Origin of the sequence: Bradyrhizobium zhengyangense (genome assembly GCF_022012435.1) — a bacterium.
In the GTDB taxonomy this organism is placed as follows: domain Bacteria; phylum Pseudomonadota; class Alphaproteobacteria; order Rhizobiales; family Xanthobacteraceae; genus Bradyrhizobium; species Bradyrhizobium zhengyangense.
On sequence record NZ_JAKLUA010000001.1, the window covers coordinates 1,515,884 to 1,535,133 of the forward strand.

13 protein-coding genes and 1 riboswitch are annotated in these 19,250 nt (G+C 64.1%); of the genes, 4 read left to right on the forward strand and 9 right to left on the reverse strand.

What is annotated here, in order from left to right; translation table 11 throughout:
* Positions 1 to 132 precede the first annotated feature (132 nt).
* The 3 genes from L6637_RS07340 to L6637_RS07350 all read left to right on the forward strand — a co-directional run bounded on the left by L6637_RS07340 (position 133) and on the right by L6637_RS07350 (position 4,988).
* Positions 133 to 2,970: an ATP-binding protein gene (locus L6637_RS07340; protein ID WP_237869754.1), complete on the forward strand. Its 2,838-nt coding sequence runs from the start codon at positions 133 to 135 to the stop codon at positions 2,968 to 2,970.
* A gap of 118 nt (positions 2,971 to 3,088) precedes the next feature.
* On the forward strand, positions 3,089 to 3,796 hold the full coding sequence (locus L6637_RS07345) for a hypothetical protein (RefSeq protein WP_237859085.1): 708 nt from the start codon (positions 3,089 to 3,091) through the stop codon (positions 3,794 to 3,796).
* Positions 3,797 to 3,995: 199 nt separating this feature from the next.
* Complete coding sequence (locus L6637_RS07350) at positions 3,996 to 4,988, forward strand: helix-turn-helix domain-containing protein (RefSeq protein WP_237859086.1); 993 nt, start codon at positions 3,996 to 3,998, stop codon at positions 4,986 to 4,988.
* 152 nt (positions 4,989 to 5,140) lie between these two features.
* On the opposite strand, the gene L6637_RS07355 is transcribed toward L6637_RS07350, so the two are convergent.
* The 7 genes from L6637_RS07355 to L6637_RS07385 all read right to left on the reverse strand — a co-directional run bounded on the left by L6637_RS07355 (position 5,141) and on the right by L6637_RS07385 (position 13,233).
* Positions 5,141 to 6,121, reverse strand: a complete 981-nt coding sequence (locus tag L6637_RS07355; protein WP_237859088.1) for an ABC transporter ATP-binding protein — start codon at positions 6,119 to 6,121, stop codon at positions 5,141 to 5,143.
* Positions 6,118 to 7,107, reverse strand: a complete 990-nt coding sequence (locus L6637_RS07360) for an ABC transporter ATP-binding protein (protein WP_237869756.1) — start codon at positions 7,105 to 7,107, stop codon at positions 6,118 to 6,120. The genes L6637_RS07355 and L6637_RS07360 overlap by 4 nt, the downstream gene beginning before the upstream one ends.
* A gap of 15 nt (positions 7,108 to 7,122) precedes the next feature.
* The gene (locus L6637_RS07365) at positions 7,123 to 8,046 is read right to left on the reverse strand and encodes an ABC transporter permease (protein ID WP_237869758.1); all 924 of its coding nucleotides are present in this window, start codon (positions 8,044 to 8,046) and stop codon (positions 7,123 to 7,125) included.
* Positions 8,043 to 8,984 carry an ABC transporter permease gene (locus L6637_RS07370; RefSeq protein ID WP_237869760.1) on the reverse strand — a complete coding sequence of 314 codons (942 nt, stop codon included), beginning with the start codon at positions 8,982 to 8,984 and terminating at the stop codon, positions 8,043 to 8,045. The genes L6637_RS07365 and L6637_RS07370 overlap by 4 nt, the downstream gene beginning before the upstream one ends.
* A gap of 17 nt (positions 8,985 to 9,001) precedes the next feature.
* Complete coding sequence (locus L6637_RS07375) at positions 9,002 to 10,606, reverse strand: ABC transporter substrate-binding protein (RefSeq protein WP_237859094.1); 1,605 nt, start codon at positions 10,604 to 10,606, stop codon at positions 9,002 to 9,004.
* Positions 10,607 to 10,785: 179 nt separating this feature from the next.
* Positions 10,786 to 12,255 carry a dihydropyrimidinase gene (gene hydA, locus L6637_RS07380; RefSeq protein ID WP_237869762.1) on the reverse strand — a complete coding sequence of 490 codons (1,470 nt, stop codon included), beginning with the start codon at positions 12,253 to 12,255 and terminating at the stop codon, positions 10,786 to 10,788.
* A 45-nt stretch (positions 12,256 to 12,300) separates the two neighbouring features.
* Positions 12,301 to 13,233 carry an N-carbamoyl-D-amino-acid hydrolase gene (locus L6637_RS07385; protein ID WP_237869764.1) on the reverse strand — a complete coding sequence of 311 codons (933 nt, stop codon included), beginning with the start codon at positions 13,231 to 13,233 and terminating at the stop codon, positions 12,301 to 12,303.
* 679 nt (positions 13,234 to 13,912) lie between these two features.
* On the opposite strand from L6637_RS07385, the gene L6637_RS07390 reads away from it, so the two are divergent.
* The gene (locus L6637_RS07390) at positions 13,913 to 15,049 is read left to right on the forward strand and encodes an MFS transporter (RefSeq protein WP_237869766.1); all 1,137 of its coding nucleotides are present in this window, start codon (positions 13,913 to 13,915) and stop codon (positions 15,047 to 15,049) included.
* 7 nt (positions 15,050 to 15,056) lie between these two features.
* On the opposite strand, the gene L6637_RS07395 is transcribed toward L6637_RS07390, so the two are convergent.
* Together L6637_RS07395 and L6637_RS07400 are read right to left on the reverse strand one after the other, a co-directional pair.
* Positions 15,057 to 16,499: a PepSY domain-containing protein gene (locus L6637_RS07395; protein WP_237869768.1), complete on the reverse strand. Its 1,443-nt coding sequence runs from the start codon at positions 16,497 to 16,499 to the stop codon at positions 15,057 to 15,059.
* A gap of 12 nt (positions 16,500 to 16,511) precedes the next feature.
* The gene (locus tag L6637_RS07400; protein ID WP_237869770.1) at positions 16,512 to 18,869 is read right to left on the reverse strand and encodes a TonB-dependent receptor; all 2,358 of its coding nucleotides are present in this window, start codon (positions 18,867 to 18,869) and stop codon (positions 16,512 to 16,514) included.
* A gap of 116 nt (positions 18,870 to 18,985) precedes the next feature.
* A riboswitch (cobalamin riboswitch) is annotated at positions 18,986 to 19,187 on the reverse strand.
* Positions 19,188 to 19,250 lie beyond the last annotated feature (63 nt).

The window sequence follows — 19,250 nt, forward strand, 5'->3', positions numbered from 1 at the left end:
TTTCATCCCAACGCTTTCGACCCGGTCCTATGCCTGTTGCTCGATTTCGCCGCTTTCGGCCGGTTTACTCTCGGTAACGTTCTGGTAGATCAAACAGACAGCAGCTCTTTCCTTTCGCTGGAACCATGGCGCGTGCCGGACACTAACGACCAGGACTCAGCCATTTCCTTCGGGGCCTTCCGGCTGTTTCCGCGGTCCAGGCTGCTCGAAAAGGATGGCGTGCCGCTGCATCTCGGCGGCCGCGCGCTCGACATTCTGATCTTTCTCGCCGAGCGTGCCGGCGAGGTCGTCGACAAGCGGGAATTGGTCAAGCGGGTCTGGGCCGATGTGAATGTCGATGAGGGCAGCCTGCGATTTCACATCACGTCGCTTCGCAAGGCGCTGGGCGATGCCGGCGAAGGCTCCCGCTATGTGGTCAACGTGCCTGGCCGGGGCTATTGTTTCACGGCGCCGCTGCTCCGCGCGGCACCTGCAGAGATCAGGACCGGCGCGGTTGTTTCCGCACTTCGCTCCCTGCCCGCCCCGCTTGCGAAGATGATCGGCCGCGACGACGCGGTCGAGAAGATCGGAGCCGAACTTTCCCTGCATCGGTTCGTCACCATCGTCGGCCCCGGCGGCATCGGCAAGACCTCCGTCGCGCTCGCCGTGGCGCATGGCCAGTATGCGGCCTTCGACGGCCAGGTCTGCTTCGTCGATTTTGGCGCGCTGACGGACCCTCAGCTCGTCCCTGGCACGATCGCCGCAGCCCTTGGCCTGACCGTCAGTTCCGACGACCCGCTACCGGGGCTGCTGCAGTCGCTGAGCAGCCGCCCGATGCTGCTGGTGTTCGACAGCTGCGAGCATATCATCGACGAGCTCGCCCCCCTGGCAGAGCGCATCGTGCGGGAAGCCCCTGAGCTGCATATTCTCACCACCAGTCGGGAATCCTTCCGCACCGAAGGCGAACGGGTATACCGGCTGTTTCCGCTGGATTGTCCGCCGCAACGCGACGGACTGAGCGTGGCCGACGTCCTTGCCTATCCGGCCAGCCAGCTTTTCGTCGAGCGGATCGCCGAGAGCCTCAGCGAATTCGAACTCAGCGAGGAGGATGCGCCTCTCGTCGCCGATATCTGCCGGCGCCTGGACGGCATTGCGCTCGCGATCGAGCTTGCCGCCGGGCGAGTCAATGCCTACGGCATCGCCGGCACGGCATCGCTGCTCGACAGCCGTTTCTCGCTGCTTTGGCGGGGACGTCGCACCGCTATACCCCGGCACCAGACGCTGAGCGCGGCGCTGAGCTGGAGCTACGATCTTCTCCCCGTGGCGGAGAGCGCGACCTTGCGCGGATTGTCGATCTTCGTCGGACCATTCACGCTGGAAGCTGCACTCGCGGTCGCCGCAAGTCAGAGCATCGACGAAGCCGAGGCGGTCGAAGCGATCACTAATCTGCTCTCGAAATCTCTCATTGCGACCTCGCCTGCGGAACGTCGGCTGAGATACCGCCTGCTCGATACGACTCGCGCATTTGTCGGCGACAAGCTCGTCGAGAGCGGAGAATCGGCCCGCGTCGCGCGCGCCCACGCCGAATATTTCCGCGATTTCCTGCACAACATCTCGGCGAAATCGACGGGCATGCAGAGCGCGGGCGGTTTCCTGCCCTATGCCGATCATCTGCCCAATGTGCGCGCCGCGCTAACGTGGAGCTTCTCGGAAAGTGGCGACCGCACGGTCGGCGTGGACCTGGCCGCGTCAGCCGCGCAGTTCTTCCTCGAGCTGACCTTGCTGACGGAATGCCATAGCTGGACCCAGCAGGCGCTTGCATCTGCGGATACCATCGACCGCCGCAAGGAAATGGCCTTGCAGGCGGCCCACGGCGTGTCCGTGATGTTCACCCAGGGCAATGCGGAAGGGGTCCGCTCCGCATTCACGCGCAGCCTGCAACTGGCCGAGGAACTCGACGATCTGCACTGGCAGCTCTGGCTGTTGCGCGGGCTGCATATCTATCTCACCCGGGTCGGCGATTTTCACGGTGCGCTCGGCACCGGCGAACAAGGCCAGGCCGTCGCCAGGAAGCTGAACGACCCGACCAGCACGCTGAACGTCGAGTGGATGCTGGGGGTGGCCCATCATCTGATCGGCAACCAGGACAAGGCTGTTCAGTTCTGCGAGAGCGCGATGGTGGACAATCCGGGCTCACAGCGGCTGAATATCGGCCATCTTGGCTATGACGACCGCATTGTCGCGCTGGTGGCTCTGGCGCGAGGGCTCTGGCTCAGCGGCCGGCCCGATCGCGCCATCGAGGCGGCGCGCTACACCGTGAGGGAAGCCGAGCAGCTCGAGCAACCGCTGACGCTCGGCATTTCCCTGATCTGGACCATCTACGTGTTTCTGTGGGTCGGTGACTGGACCAGCGCCGAGAGCCTGATCGAGCGGCTGATCGATCACGCCGCGCGGCATTTTCTCGGCCCCTATCACGCGGTCGGTATCGGCCAGAAGGGCGAGCTTCTGCTCCGCCGCGGGGATATCGCCGGAGGCATCGAGCATCTTCGCCGCAGCCAGGCGACCTTGTACGCCACGCGGCACCGGATCATGACGACGGTGTTCGCAACGGCGCTCGCGGAGGGGCTTGCGGCCCAGAACCAGGCTGATGAGGCGTTGCGCACGATCGATGAGGCCATCGCCCAGATCGGCGATCACGGCGAATCCTTCGACATGCCGGAAATGCTCCGGGTCAAGGCGGACATTCTGGTGCAATCCGCCCGGGCGACGGAAGCCGAAGCCTGGCTCCAGCAATCGCTCGCCTTGTCGCGCCGGCAATGCGCGCGCGGCTGGGAGCTGCGGGGGGCGATGAGCCTCGCTCGCGTCTGGCTGCAGGCCGGTCGAAAGAGCGACGCCCAGGCCCTGCTGGCGCCGATCGTCGCGCACTATCAGGAAGGCCTGTCGAGCCGCGACCTGGTCGCCGCCAAAGGGCTGCTGAGCACCCTGAATTAGAAGCGTCTTCAACGGGATACCGCAAAATCACGTTCTTGCAACTCCTAACAACTTCTAACACGCCAAGCCGCCCGCGCCCCGCCATGGTGACGACAATTCATGGTGGATGCAGTGAGACATGGCACTTCTTGATGATGCGATCGACGCCTGCGGGGGACTGGCCCGCTGGGACAGCTTGAGCCGGTTCACTCTGCATCTGTCGGTCGGCGGTAGCCTGTTTTCCGACGCCGGACATGCCCGCGAATTCAAGGATGTGACCGCGGAAGGATCGACGCGCACACAATCGGTCCGTTTCACTGGAATCACCGGCGGCGAGCAGTCCGGCGCCTTTCAGGCGGACGCGATCACGATCGAGAGCCTGGATGGCCAGGTGCTGCGAACCTGGCGAAACCCAAGCCTTGACTTCCCGACCAACGGCACGCATGCGCTGGCGGACGAACTGCATCTGGTGTTCTTCTGCGGCGTCCAGATCTGGACCTATCTCACGACACCATTCCTCCTCGCCCGTCCTGACGTCGTGGTGGAGGAGCTGCCGCCCTGGCAGGAGAACAGCGAGACGTGGCGATGCCTTCGCGCGCAATTCCCGTCGAGCCTCATCAACCTTGCGTCCGAGCAAATCTTCTATTTCGACGAGAACGCCTTGCAGCGACGAGCCGACCACGATCTCCTGGGCGCGCGTGTCGCGCACTATTCGTGGGCCCACGAGAATTTCTGCGGCATCGTGGTGCCAACCCTCCGACGCACATTGACGCGACAGCCTGACGCGGCCGTGATTGCCAAACCCGTGCTGATCGACGTCGAGATCTTCGATGCCGTCTTCGAGTGACCGATAAGTCCCTGACATATTGGCTTAAGTTGAGGTCGCTGCGACTGGCCGCGGCATCCGATCCACCCCCACATAATCTAACAGATCCTAATCACCCCTAACGGGCGTCCGAGCCTGCCCAGGCCTATCCTGTGAGCATGCCGAGGATGCGTCTCCACCGATCCTCGCGAACGATCGCGCAGCTCAGAAGGAACAGGCAATGCTGACCGAATTGCAGAGGGCCCACGCCCGGATCAATCTTCCGGCCGGTCGGGGGAATCACGAAGCGCCCCGCGCCGCCAAGGCGATCACCCGGGAAAACGAGTGGCGTCAGATCGCTTGCAGCGCGCAGACCGAGCTAGACGACATCACGATTTCGCGGTGGGAGAATTCCCGCGAGACCTCCTGGCATTCAGCGACGACGCCGTCCGATCGCTATTTTGTCGGCATTGCGCTGAAGACGACGCGGGCCACCTTGACCAGGGGCCGCCGGATCATCTTCGACGGCACCATGCCGTCAGGCACGCTATTTGTCAGCGCGCCGTCGCGGCAACTGAGCGCACAATTCCAGTCGCCTTGCGCCTTCCTGCACCTCCACATCTCCGCCGAGCAATTCCCGACGCGGTGGTCCGTAGCCGCAGCCGAAGGTCTCGACGACCTCATTCTGCTGCGCGATCCACTCGCTGCGGGACTGGCCAGAGCGCTCGCCGAGCAAGGCGACGCTGCCGGACATCAATTCGCGCATTGCATTGGCCAGATTCTGGCGATGCATCTGGCCCGGCCCGAATTGCCGCGCGCCAAGGTCAATGCCTTGCCAAAATGGCGCCTGCGGCGCGTCGAACAACACATCGCCGCTCATTTCGAACGCGGCATCAGCCTGTCCGAGCTCGCCGGCGTCGCGGGCCTTTCCAGGATGCATTTCGCCGCGCAGTTCCGTGCAGCGACCGGATATCGTCCGCGTGAATATCTGCTCAATCATCGCATCGAACAGGCGAAGTCGCTGTTGACGACGACCGAGAGACCGTTGGCGGAGATCGCTCTGGCAGTCGGCTTCAGCACGCAGGCGCACTTTTCGACCGTCTTCAAGCGCGTCAGCGGCGAGACCCCGGCGCGCTGGCGTGCGGCCAGCAAGAACCACCGGCCTGACGTTGAAGCGATGCCACGACGACGCCCGTCATGGGATCAGGACCACATCGTGAGCACGGCTGCATGACAACACCGTCGATACCGCTCTTCGCGTAAGTGCCCTGCCGCTTGCGCCGGCTCGCGCCCTCCTCCTCCCGGGCCTACGAGCCTCTTGGGGCCGCCCTGCCCCCAACAGGACGGCCTCTTTTTTATGGCTGCGTTCAGCATCACGACTGCGCCCTATCCCGCCGGCAGCGCATCCAGATGACAGGCGACCCATTGCTCGCCTTCTGAACGAAGGTGCGGCTCTTCGGTCCGGCAACGATCGAACACAAACGGGCAGCGCGTATGGAAACGGCAGCCTTTTGGAGGATTGATCGGGCTCGGCACGTCCCCGCCGAGAATGATGGGATTGCGCTTGGCCCCGGGCTCCGGCAGCGGCACCGCCGAGAGCAGCGCTTTGGTATAGGGATGTCGGGGTGCTGCAAAGATCTCACGGCGTGGCGCAATCTCGACGATCTTGCCGAGATACATCACCGCGACGCGGTGGGTCATGTGTTCGACGATTGCGAGATCATGGCTGATGAACAGCAATGCAAGGCCAAACTCGCGCTGCAGATCCTGCAGCAAATTGACGATCTGCGCCTTGACCGAGACGTCGAGCGCAGAGACAGCCTCGTCGCAGACGATCAGCTCGGGCTCAGCCGCGAGCGCCCGGGCGATGCCGATGCGCTGGCGCTGGCCACCGGAGAACTCGTGCGGTCTGCGGTTCAGCGCCTCGCGCGGCAGGCGCACCGTGTCCATCAGCGCGGTCACGCGCGTCTCGAGATCGGTTGCCGATTTGGCGAGGCCGAAATTGCGGATCGGCTCGGCCAGAATGTCGCGCACCCGCATGCGCGGATTGAGGCTGGAGAATGGATCCTGAAAGACGACCTGAATGCGTTGCCGCAGCTGGCGCATCGTGCTCGGATGTGCGTCGTCGATACGCTGACCGTCGAGGACAACCTGGCCCGAGGTCACATCGAACAGCCGCAGGATCGCGCGGCCGACCGTCGACTTGCCGCAGCCGGATTCGCCGACCAGCGACAGCGTCTCGCCACGCGCAATCTCGAACGACACGCCGTCCACGGCATAAACGAATTCGGTTTGTCGCCCGAACAGGCCCTTGTTGACTGGAAAATGTTTCTTGAGGTCGTTGACCTGGAGCAGAGGGACACTCATGCCGCGACGGCTCCCTTGGATGCGTAGTGGCAGGCCGCGATATGGCCCGGGCCCTTCTCTTCGAGGCCCGGCGCGTATTGCCGGCACAGATCGGTCGCCAGCGCACAGCGGCCGGCGAAGACGCAGCCGGCGATCGGTTTGCGCAGATCGGGCACTTGCCCTGGAATTTCAGCGAGCCGCGTCGTGGTGCCGGCGAGCGACGAACCGAGCTTGGGCACCGCGCCGAGCAATCCTTGCGTATAGGGATGGCGCGGCGAGCGGAACAGCTCGGCGACCGGCGCCTCCTCGACCTTGCGGCCGGCATACATCACCATGACGCGCTCGGCGATCTCGGCAACGACGCCGAGATCGTGGGTGATCAGGATGATCGCGGCGCCGACACGACGCTTCAGATCGAGCATCAGCTTGAGGATCTGCGCCTGGATGGTGACGTCGAGCGCGGTGGTCGGCTCGTCGGCGATCAGGAGCTTTGGATTGCAGGCGAGCGCAATCGCGATCATCACGCGCTGGCGCATGCCGCCGGAGAGCTGGTGCGGATATTCGCGGACGCGCCGCTTCGGCTCGGGAATGCCGACGAGCGTCAGCATCTCGATCGCGTGCGTCTCTGCCGCCTGCTTATCCAGGCCCTGATGGATCATCAGCGTCTCGCGGATCTGGCGGCCGACGGTCAGAACCGGGTTGAGGCTCGTCATCGGCTCCTGGAAGATCATCGAGATGTCGTTGCCCCTGATGGCCCGCATCTCGCGGTCGGACATCCGCAGCAGATCCTTGCCGGCGAAGCGGATCGCGCCCGCGATCCTGCCCGGCGGCTCCGGGATCAGCCGCATCAGCGACATCGAGGTAACCGACTTGCCGCAGCCGGACTCGCCGACAACGGCGAGCGTCTCGCCCTCATTGACATGAAAGGACACACCGTCCACCGCGCGGTTGATGCCGCTGGGGGTACGGAAATGGGTCTGGAGATTTTCGACCTCTAACAACGCCATCGCGATCAGCCCCCGTCAGAGACGCTTGGCCATGCGCGGATCGAGCGCATCGCGAAGGCCATCGCCGAGCAGATTCACGGCGAGCACGGTGATCGACAGGAACGCCGCCGGGAAGAACACGATGTAGGGCTTGACCTGCCATAGTGCGCGCCCCTCGGCCATGATGTTGCCCCAGGACGGAATGGTGGGTGGCGTGCCGGCGCCAATGAAGGACAGGATCGCCTCGGTGATCATGGCGCTGGCGCAGATATAGGTCGCCTGCACCAGCATCGGCGCGACCGTGTTGGGCAGGATGTGGCGCACGATGATCATCGGCGCGCGCGTGCCGCATGCGACCGCCGCATCCACATAAGGCTGCTCGCGCAGTGACAGTACCACGCTGCGGACGAGGCGCGAGACGCGCGGGATCTCGGCGACGGTGATTGCCAGGATGACGTTGCCGACGCTGCCGCGCGTCAGCGCCATCAGCGCGATCGCGAGCAGGATCGGCGGGATCGACATCAAGCCGTCCATGAAGCGCATCAAGATGCCGTCGGCCCAGCGGACGAAGCCCGAGACCATGCCGATGGCAAGACCGGCCGCGGAGGCGAAGATCGCGACCGACAGCCCGACCGTCAGCGAGACCCGTGCGCCGAACAGCACGCGTGAATAGATATCGCGGCCCAGCGCGTCGGTGCCGAACCAGAAGACTGCCGACGGCGCCCTCGTGCGCTTGGCAGGCGCGAGCGCAGTCGGGTCGACCGTCCACAGATACGGCGCAAAAACCGCGATCAGGACGAGCATCAGCAGCAGCACGCCGCCGATTGCGACGGTGGGATGGCTGCGCAAGAACCCGATAAAGCCACGGCGGATCGTGACCGGCCGGAGGATGTCAGGCAATTGCGGCGCAAGCACGAGGCCGGCCGGCAGCACCTGCGGATTGACGGTCGTGTCGGTCAATAGCGGATCCTCGGGTCAACGAGCGTGTAGGTGACGTCGATCATCAGATTGACAAGGACGTAGACAAAGCTGAACAGCAGCACGATGCCCTGAATGACCGGATAGTCGCGCCGCAGGATCGCATCGATGGTGAGGCGGCCGAGGCCTGGGATCGCGAACACGCTCTCGGTCACGACCGCGCCACCGATCAGTAGCGCGATGCCGATGCCGATCACGGTGACGATCGGTACCGCAGCGTTCTTCAGCGCGTGAATGAACAGGATGCCGCCCTGCCCGAGGCCCTTCGCCTTGGCGGTGCGGATATAGTCCTGCTGCAATACTTCGAGCATGGCGGCACGGGTGATGCGCGCGACCAGCGCGATATAGACGCAGCCGAGTGCGATTGCCGGCAGGATCAAATTCTGCAGCCAGGGCCAGAAGCCCCGGTTGAGCGGCGTATAGCCCTGCACGGGGAGCCATTCGAGCTGGAGCGCGAAGACATAGGCCAGGAAGTAGCCGACGACGAAGACAGGCAGCGAGAAGCCGAACACGGCAAAGCCCATGATGGCCCGATCGATGAAGCTGCCGGCCTTCCACGCCGCGACGACGCCTAGCGGCACCGCGACGACGATCGTGAGCAGCAGCGTGACCATCATCAAAGACAGTGTCGGTCCGAGACGCTGCCCGATCATCGTGGACACCGGCAGGTTGGTGAAGATCGAGGTGCCGAGATCGCCGTGCATAAGACGCCACACCCAGCTTCCGAACTGGATCAGGAACGGCCGGTCGAGGCCAAGGCTCTGGCGGATGCGCTCCACATCCTCCGGGCTCGCCTGGTCGCCCGCGATCACCACGGCCGGATCACCCGGCGCGATGTAAAGCAGGCCGAACACGAACAGTGCGACAATCGCCATCACCGGCAAGGTGGCGACGATGCGCCGGAGGATGTAGGAGAGCATCTGGCCTCAGCGCAGGATCATGCGGTCTTCGACACGCCCCAGAAGAACGGCAGCGGCCCCTTGGTGACACCGGACACGTTCTTGCGCCACGCGGTGTAGCTCAGGAAGAAACCGGTCGGCGCGTAGACGACGTCATCCATCGCCGCCTTGTTAAGACGGCCGATTGCGGCCTTCTCCTCGTCGAAATTCTTGGCTTCGAACCAGGACGTGACCTCCTTCTCCGTGCCGGCACTGGTCGGCCAGCCGAACCAGGCCTTGTCGCCATTGGCCCGAATGGCGGTGTAGGGCGCAGGATTGATGCAGTCCGCGCCTGCATGCCAAGTGTGGAACATGTTCCAGCCGCCCTGTCCCGGCGGCGTCTTCTGTGCGCGGCGCGAGCCGACCGTGCCCCAATCCGTCGCCACGAAGTCGACATTCATGCCGAGCTTCTTCAAAAGATCGGCCGTCACATCGCCCATCGCCTTGGTGATCGGCTGGTCCTGCGCGACGAGACACGTCACCGGCTGACCGGAATAGCCGCTCTCCGCAAGCAGCTTCTTGGCGGCATCAAGGTCACGCTTGCCCTTCAGGATGTCACCGCCCATTTCGGTGTAAAGCGGCGTACCTGGCGTGAAGAAGCCGGGCAGCGGCTTCCACAGCGAGTCGTCGTCGCCAACGAGCGCACGCATGTAGTCTTCCTGGCTCATCGCCATCAGCACGGCGCGCCGCGCGCGCACGTCGTTGAAGGGCGGATACAGGAAGTTCATGCGGAAGGAGCCGATATTGCCGAGGGGGTCGCCGATATCGACATTGATGTTCTTGTTCTTCTTCAGCACCGGAACGAGATCGGCGATCGGGTTTTCCCACCAGTCGATCTCGCCATTCTGCAACGCCGCCGCTGCGGTTGCCGGATCCGGCATGATCACCCATTCGACGCGATCGACAAGGATCTGCTTGCCGCCCGCGAGCCAGGACGCTTTCTCTTGCCGCGGCGCATAGTCGGCGAATTTTTCGAACACCGCTTTCGCGCCCGGCACCCACTCGCCCGTCAAGAACTTCATCGGGCCGGAGCCGACATAATCCGAGATCTGCTTGAACGGATCGGTCTGCGCGATGCGCTCCGGCATGATGAAGGCGCAAGGCGAATTGTTCTTGGCAAGCGCATAGAGCATCTTCGGAAAGGGTTGCTTCAGGACCCATTTGAAGGTGCGGTCGTCGACGGCTGTGAGCTCCTGCTGGATCGCCTTGAGCATCAGGCCCATGGGATCGCGCGCAGCCCAGCGATTGAGGCTCGCGACGACGTCCTTGCTCAGCACCGGCTCGCCGTCATGGAATTTCAGGCCCGAACGCAACTTGAACGTCCAGGTCATGCCGTCGTCGGTCACTTCCTCGGATTCGACCATCTGGCGTTGTGGTACGAGCGAGGAATCGACGCCGTAGAGCGTGTCCCAGACCAGGGCCGCCGCATTGCGCACGACATATTGGGTGCCCCAGATGGGATCGAAATTGGCGAGATTGGCCTGCGGCACGAAACGCAGGGTGCGGGCTGAGGCGCCTTGCGCGATCGCCGGAGCCGAGAGGCCACCGGTCAACGCCAGACCGCTCGCGCCGGCCAGTCCCTTCAATACGGTCCTGCGATCCATAAAATCCTCCCAATCATGCCGTGATGCCGGCCGTTCATTGGCCAAAGCGAGGTGAAACAGAGCCCATTGGCTTGCAAATGGTATGCCAGCAACCGTTCCTCGCTAGCAGGATATTGGCGACTTCCGGCTGTCGCTGCGCAGCTGCACGGACAACGATCTTCATCGCGCGGGGCGCGCGATCACAGCAGTCTGGCTCCGAAATTCCGCTCCGGATCCATGTCCGCGACGAGCCGGCCGGTCGGCTTCGCCGCCTCGCCGCCGCTGCGCGCCAGGAATTGGCCACTGCCCGCACTGGCGAGGCATTTGCCGCCGTCGACGATCAGCCGGCCGCGTGACAGCACCGACACCGGCCAGCCTTTCAGCTTGCGTCCAGCGAACGGCGTGTAGCCGGCGAGATCGTGCATCATCTCGTCGGCGATGACGGTCTCGCGATTGGGATCCCAGATCGCGATATCGGCATCGGCGCCGACAGCGATCGAGCCTTTGCGCGGATGCAGATTGTAGATCTTGGCGGGCGCCGTCGCGGTCAGCTCGACGAATTTTTCGAGACCCAGGCGTCCTTTCGAGACCATCGCGTCGAACAGCAGCGGCAAGCGCAGCTCGAGTCCCGGCAGGCCATTGGCGACCTGCTTGAAGTTCGGATTGGGGCCGGCGCGCAGCTTGCCGGTCTCGTCAAAGCGATACGGCGCGTGATCCGACGAAATGGTCTGGAGATCGCCGAGCGACAATGCCTGCCACAGCGCTTCCTGGTCGGCATGCGTGCGCGGCGGCGGGCTGCACATCCACTTCGCGCCTTCCGCGCCGGGCTTGTCGAGATCGCCAGCAGTGAGGAACAGATATTGCGGACAGGTCTCCGCGAACACCTTCAACCCCTGCCCGCGCGCATCACGGATCACCCTGGCACCCTCAGCGGTCGAGACATGGAAGATCATGATCGGCTGGTCGAGCAGCGCCGCCATGCCGATCAGCCGCGTGAAGGCTTCTGCTTCCGACACGCGGGCGTGGCTGACGGCATGGTATTTCGGCATCGTGTAGCCGCGTGCAAGCAGGCGCTTCACCATCCAGGCGATGATGCCGTGGTTCTCCGCATGCGCACACAGCATCGCGCCGGACTGGCGCGCCGCCAGGAGAATATCGAGCAGCGGCTCGTCATCGACCTTGAGCCGGTCATAGGTCATGAAGATCTTGATCGACGCATGCCCCTGCTTCACCAGCGCGGGAATGTGCTCTTCGACCGTTTCCTTGGTCGCGTCCGCGATGATCATGTGAAAGGCGTAGTCGATCACGGCGCCCTTCCTGGCGAGCGCGTGATAGTCCTCCACCACCTGCGGCAGCTTCATCCCGACATGCTGGGCCGCGAATGGAATCACCGTGGTGGTGCCGCCAAAGGCTGCCGATACGGTCGCGCTCTCAAACGTGTCGGCATTCATGATTCCGGCCGCAGAGAGCTGCTCGATATGCGCGTGGCTGTCGACGCCACCCGGCAGCACCAGCTTGCCCCGCGCATCGATCTCGCGCTTGGCTGGCGGCAAGCCGCGGCCCATCGCAGCGATGGCCTCGCCGGAGATGGCGACGTCGGCCTCGAACACGTCGGTCGTGGTGGCGACGCGCCCGCCGCGGATGATGAGGTCGTAGGTGGGTTCTGTCACGGGGCACTCCATCGTGGTCGTCAGCTTGCGGGAAGACCGGTGGCGTCACTTCGCCGGTGGCGGCACCGCGCCGGTCCGGCTGGTGATCAGGCCGTAATGCTCGATGCGGCGGTGCCGGGCGAAATCGAAGATCGTGGTCTTGCCGAAGGTGGTGGCATCGAGGTCGCAAGCATGGACCAGAACCTCATCACCGTCGGTCTTTGCTTCAGCGACGATCTCGCCATTGGGATCGACGATCAGGCTGCCGCCGAACAGCGCATGCCCGTCCTCGACGCCGGCCTTGGCGACGGCAACCACCCAGGTCGCGTTCTGATAGGCGCCGGCCTGCACGGAGAGGCGGTTGTGAAACAGGCGCTTCTCGACACCCTCCTCGCCTCGCTCCGCATTCACCGACGGCGTGTTGTAGCCGATCAGCACCATCTCGACGCCCTGCAAGCCCATGACGCGATAGGTCTCGGGCCAGCGGCGATCGTTGCAAATCGCCATGCCAATGATGCCGCCGAGCTCGCGCCAGACATTGAAGCCGAGATCGCCCGGCTCGAAATAGCGCTTCTCCAGATGCTGATGCGATCGATGTGCCTCGTATTCGACATGACCGGGCAAATGGACCTTGCGATATTTGCCGACGATCTTGCCGGATTTGTCGGTCAGAACGGCCGTGTTGAAGTGGTGGCCATCGGGCGTCAGCTCGGCATAGCCGAAATTCATCGCGATTCTGTGCTGCGCCGCGCGCTCGAACAGCGGCTTGGTCGCCGCATTCGGCATCTCGCGCTCGAACCAGTTGTCGAATGCCGCGCGGTCCTCGACATACCAGCGCGGGAAGAATGTCGTCAGCGCCAGTTCCGGATAGACGATGAGATCAGCACCCCTAGCTTTCGCCTCGTCCATCAGCGCGATCATGCGCTTGACCACGGCCTCGCGGCTGTCGGCCTTCTGAATCGGGCCCATCTGGGCGGCGGCAACTGTGACGAGACGCATCAGCGATATCCTGATTTCTTGACGACTTTTTTTGGCGAGGCTGACGATCGCAGCTTCAATGGCGGGTCGGCGCGCAGCATAACGTGGCCGAGCGACGCTTTTCCAGCCAAGCAGCTTTCATGCCGTCCGCCTTTCCCGTTTGGCACCTGCAGCCGCACCACAATAAACCCTCGGGCGCGGAGATGATGATGCACGCCTAGAAGGTGCGGCTCGCGACCATCACGGCGGGCCGAACTGCCCGCGGAATGAGCACGCAAGTGTAGGGAGAAACGTGCAGCGCGCCACGGATTTTTCCGTGCGAATAGCGACTTTCGCCGCGCCGCACTCGGAGCAAACGAACCGTTTGGCTAATTTGCAGGCGCTCGAATCGCGATATCCGATCGTCGGATGCCTACGAGCTATGCACAGCGGTCAGCGCAGCTTCCATTTATTTGTGCCCCTAGGGTCCATCACCGCCATCCGCGGCTCGCGCGACGGCCGATATATGCGACAAATCCGAACTTCGGTAAAATGGAATGTTCTGATGTGCGGGGGTTGACCGAGCAGGTGACCGCGCAAGGAACGACATCACAATGATACAAAACGTCAACTCACCGCGCTGCCGGAACTCTGGCCTTCGCTTCCCGTTGATGATCTAAGCACACCCCTCACCCGCGCGCTTCCCTCCCGGAGTCCATCGATGACCTCAGCCGACCGGCCAGCGACGCGGCTCGCCACGCGCCTCTCGTTCCTGGTCGCCGGATTTGGCCTTGCGTGCTGGGCGCCGCTGGTCCCGTTCGCGAAGGCGCGGCTCGCGGTCGACGACGCCGTCCTCGGCCTGCTGCTGCTCAGCCTCGGCATCGGCTCGGTCCTCGCGATGCTCGCGACCGGTATCCTGAGCGCACGTTACGGCACCAAGCCGATCATCATCGCCGGCGGGATCGGCCTTGCCCTGATCTTGCCGCTGCTGATCGTCGCCGGCACGCCCGTGGCATTGGCGCTGACGCTGCTCGCGTTCGGTGGTGCGCTCGGCTCGATCGATGTCGCCATGAACATTCATGCTGTCGAGGTCGAACGCGCGGCGAGCGAGCCTTTGATGTCGGGCTTCCATGCACTCTTCAGCATTGGCGGCTTCGCCGGATCCGCGGTGATGACGGCGCTGTTGTCGCTGCATCTTGGGCCGCTCGGAAGCGCCCTGATCTGTTCCGCGCTGATGCTGATCGCGATGGCGATAACCTGGCCGCGCCTCCTGCGAAGGGCTCAGGCGCAGGAAGGCCCGCTATTCGTGCTGCCGCACGGCATCGTGCTGTTGCTGGCGCTACTCGCGGCCGTCACCTTCCTGATCGAAGGCGCAATGCTCGACTGGGGCGCACTGCTCGTCATCGACGCAGGCCTCGTCAGCGAGGCGCGAGGCGGCATCGGCTACATCGTGTTCTCGATCGCGATGACCACCGGCCGGCTTGGCGGCGATGCCGTCGTGGCACGGATTGGCGATCGGGCGACACTGATCGGGGGAAGCCTGCTTGCGGTCGCGGGCCTTGCCGTGCTGCTGCTGGCACAGAGCGCGTCCGTTGCCATCGCCGGCTTCCTGCTGATCGGCCTCGGCGCGTCGAACCTCGTGCCGGTGCTGTTCCGCGGCGCGGCGCGGCAAACGGCCATGCCCACCGGGCTCGCGGTGGCGTCGATCACCACCGCCGGCTATGCCGGCGTTCTGATTGGCCCTGCCGGCATCGGTTTTGTCGCCCATGCCGTCGGATTGCCGGCGGCGTTCTGGATGCTCGCCGCGCTGATGTGCGTCGTTACGCTGTCGGCGCGCGCCGTGACCCGAAACACTTAATGGCGCGTCATGCCGCTTTGGTCGCAAATGTCGCCCGCAAACGGCGCCAGCCGATCGCGATGCCGGTGACGGAAAACACCAGGCCCAGTGCGCAAAGTCCGACGATCAGGCCATCGCGCAGGCGCGGATGCGCCATGAGAACGGGGAGATCGAGCGTGTGCAGCGCGCTGTAGGCCCAGCGATAGGCCCGCCGCGAGGCATCGAGCCGCTGCACGATGCTGCCATCGGCACCATCGATGTCGAACCAGAGATCGCCGCAGCGGGAGCGATAGACGGGCGCACCGGGGACGATGGGACGGGCGGGATAGGCGTCGTTGTCGGCAAGAACGGACGCCGCGTCACATCCGGCCGCCAAACGTGGTGTCAGGCTGGAGACGTCCTGCTCCTCCAGGAATGCCATCTGCCGATCGCGGGCTGGCTCGCCTGCTTTGATCAGGGTCTGGCTGCCAAGGTCTGTCCGATCGCGCCGATAGGCGCTGCCGTTGAAGGCGAACCATTCGACTTCACGGGATGACGTCGATAGCGGCCGCTGATCGAAAGATGGAGCCGAGCGCCAGTCCGGCACCGCATTCGTCACGCTCGCCTCAGCCGCGGTCAATTGCCCGCGTGAGAACAGCCGGCCGTGATCCATGGAGAGCCAGCCGCTGAAGATCCAGGCCAACACGAACATAGTCGAAAAGAGCCCGATGATGTGGTGCAGCGCGTGCCAGCCGCGGTAAGGCGACGAGATCTGGCGTCCGCGAATCCTGATCCTGATCACACCGAGCACCGCGCCGAACATTGCCCCGATCAAGGCCAACAGCGACAGCGTCCAGATCACGCGATCCCACAGCGCCCAGTTGCTCCTGAGAACCGTTGGATAGATCCAGTGCAGGACGCTGCCGACCCAATTCCAGCCACGCTCGCTGCGGGTTGTGTCCAGTACGACCTCACCGGTGCGCGACGACACGTAGACTTCCGTTCCGGCCGCATCGCCGAGAGCGATGCGGAACAGCGGCCGGTGGCGATCGAAGCCGTTGGGGACGCTCCATTGATCGTAGTCCGCGCGCGCAACGATCGTGGCGCGTGCGGCATCGAGCCCGCGTCGGCGGGCATGGTCTTGCGCAATGGCGAGCGCGGTATCGGGAAACTCCACCGACGCGGCGGCCCCGTCTGACGAATGGACAGCCCGCACGCGCGACGGTCCCGACACGACATAGACCGACCCGTCGCCGCGCTGGATCAAGCGAACGCGCGTGGCGCCGGTGATTCCGCTCGCGGTCACGGCATCGGCAACAGCCATGACGGCCGGCCCGCGCTCCACCGGCGCCAGGCCGGCAAGGCGCTCCGCCTCGGTCAACGACGGAAACGGAACGAAATGCATCACGATTCCGCTCGCAAACCACATCGCGAACATCAGGCAGAACGCGATCCCAAGCCAGCGGTGCAAGAGGACAATCGCGGCCATCATGCGTTTATGGCCTCACCATTTGAACGCAGCGGAGATCTCGTAGGTCCGCGGTGCGCCCAAGAGGACCTGGTCGGGATAGAACGGGTCGCCCCAGATCGCGTAGTGCTTGTCGGTGAAGTTACGCACCCGGAAGGTCAGGCGGGCCTGGTCGACGGCATTGAAGACCGCCTTGGGAATATCGACGAAGGCGTAGAGGTCTCCCACCGTGTACGCATTCATCGTCACGGTGTTGGCGTCGCTGTTGGTGCGATCGCCAACATGACGACCGGTGATGCCGATCTCCACCGGCCATGGCGTGAGGAACCGCCAGGACGCGCCGGCATTGGCGACAATGCGCGGTACGTTCGGCGGCGTGTTGCCCGAGAACGAGCCGCCGACGAAATCATAGTCGGCATAGCGCGCATCGACATAGGCGATGTTGCCCCACAGACGCAAAGGCTCGATCGGGCGGATCGATCCGGCGAGCTCGACGCCCTTTGAGTCCTGCCGTCCCGCGATGTTGAGCGTCTGGCCGCCGGCTGCGGCATAGACATTTTTGCGCACGATATCGTAGGCCGAGAATGACCACTCCGCCCTGTTATCCCAGAGCACATGCTTGACGCCGGTCTCATAGGTGCGCGCGGTGGTGAGGTCGAGCGGTTGGGTCGGTCCCAGCAGGAAGATGTTGTTGGCCGAGATGTCGGCGCCGGTGGCGTACTGGCTGAAGAACGTCAGGCCCGGAACCGCTTCCCAGGTGTAGCCGATGCGCCCCGTGACGGGTGCCCACGATTTCGGGAACGGAAAGCCGGCGTTCTCCAGACCGACGACGTCGGTCGAGTTGCGATCGAGCCCGATATGCTCGACGCGCAGGCCGCCGATCAGCGCAAAAGTCCGTGTCAGCTTCAGCCGGTCCTCGAACGACAGGGCCTCGTTGTCGATACGCGCAGTCTGCTCTTTGGTCGTGAGCAGGCCGTAGAAGCCGCGATCGGGATCGACGAGATCGACGGAATCGCCAGGAAAATTGGCCGCACCGGGCCGGACAAAATCGAGATAGCTCGACGAGAGCGTCGTGACGAGACGATTGTCGAGGCCAGCAATGTTCGAGTCCCAGGTCAGGTCGGTGATGTTGCCGACCAAGCGCTGGCTGTGCGCGACATAGAAACGGCTGCGATCCACTGTATTCGTCGTGGCGTTGAACGCCTCGACCTCATTGTTGAACCACGATCGCTCCGCGCCGTAAGCATAGGCCTGGCTCTTTAATGTCAGGTCGGGTGCCAGCTTCAGCTCGAAGCCGCCGCGCAGCCAGACTTCCTGTGCCACGTTGCGGTTGTCGAGCACGTTGTAATTGGTATTTAAGGTGCGATCATCGATCGTAACGGGGCCGAGATTGGTTCCGTTGGAGTTCGAGACATAAGTGCCCGAGACGATGCCTGCCGTCGCATGCGAGCTGCTAAAGGCCACGGGTACTAGCGGCGCGCCCCAATAGGCCTTGCCGCGGTCCTCGCGATACTCGATCGCGCCCCAGACCTTGAGGCTGTCGGAGATGCGGTAATTGAGCTGGCCCGAGACGTCGAACGTCTTGGTGTTGGTGTCGTCGGCAAAGCCGTTGAGCGAGGAACGGCTGACGTCGAAGCGATAGTCCAGCCCCTGCACATTGGTGCTGCCGCCCGAGCCGTAATGCGCGCGGAACGAGTTCAGCGAGTCGTACGAGAAATCGGCTTCGTTCCGGATCGGCCCCGTGTGCGGCTGCTTGGTGACGAAATTGATTGCGCCGCCGGCGGCACCCTCGCCCGATATCAGAGAGGCCGGGCCTTTGAGAATCTCCACGGCTTCAAGGTTGGCCGTGTCCATGATCCGCGAAGTCATGTTCTGCGGGCCGATCTTGATGCCGTTGTAGAGCGTGTTGATCTGGCTGTTGGTGAAGCCGCGCATCGAGAAGGCCGAGGGCTCGGCAGGATTGTCGCCGGCGGTGACGCCGACCGCGCCTTGCGCAACGTCGGAGACGGTGCGGTAGCCCTGCTCGCGCATGGTCTCGGCGGAGATCACCTCGACGGTCGCAGGCGTCTGCCGCACCGTCAGGCCGAGGCGCGAAGCGCTCTCGGCAACGGCGTTGCTATTGAGCGGCGTCGGCACCGCAGCGTTCGGCGCAACTGGCTTTGCCACCGCCGCTACGGCGACAGGCCTGCGCGCAGTCGCGCGGCGTCCGCTTGCCGCGTCCCGCGCCGGCGGTTTTGCCTGCTTGCGGGATTGCGGGGGCGACACCTCCACCGGTGGCAGAGATTGGCCGGCCTGCTGCGCGAGCGCAGCGGGCATATCGGCGGCGGCAAGAGATGTGAGAGCGGCGGACGCCAGCAGAAAGCGGCGCGGTCGTACGATACGGATGGAAGACACGGTCCTGGACCTCGGTGTGACGTCAGTGGCACGTCACCGCGAACCAAGGTCCCATCATCAGGCTATAAGCCCTCCGATGAAGCCGAATGTCTGTACTCCCCGACCGACATCTTCGCGTGTGACCACGGCTGACGGCAGGTCTCCTGGCTCGCGGGTCGTGACCGCTTCGTCGCCTTCCCGGGACCGAGGACCCAGTGGCTTGTGACGAAGGATTCACCGCTTACAGTTGCGGGGGCAGCTGCGGCGTTGGGGACAACGTCCCCGCACCGCATTCCCTTTTCATCCCCTTTCGGGGAAACCGTCGCGAGCATCTAGGATTACGGCAAAGACAGAGTCAATGTGCCGATGCGGCGATATTGCCGCAGCGGCCAATTTCCCCGG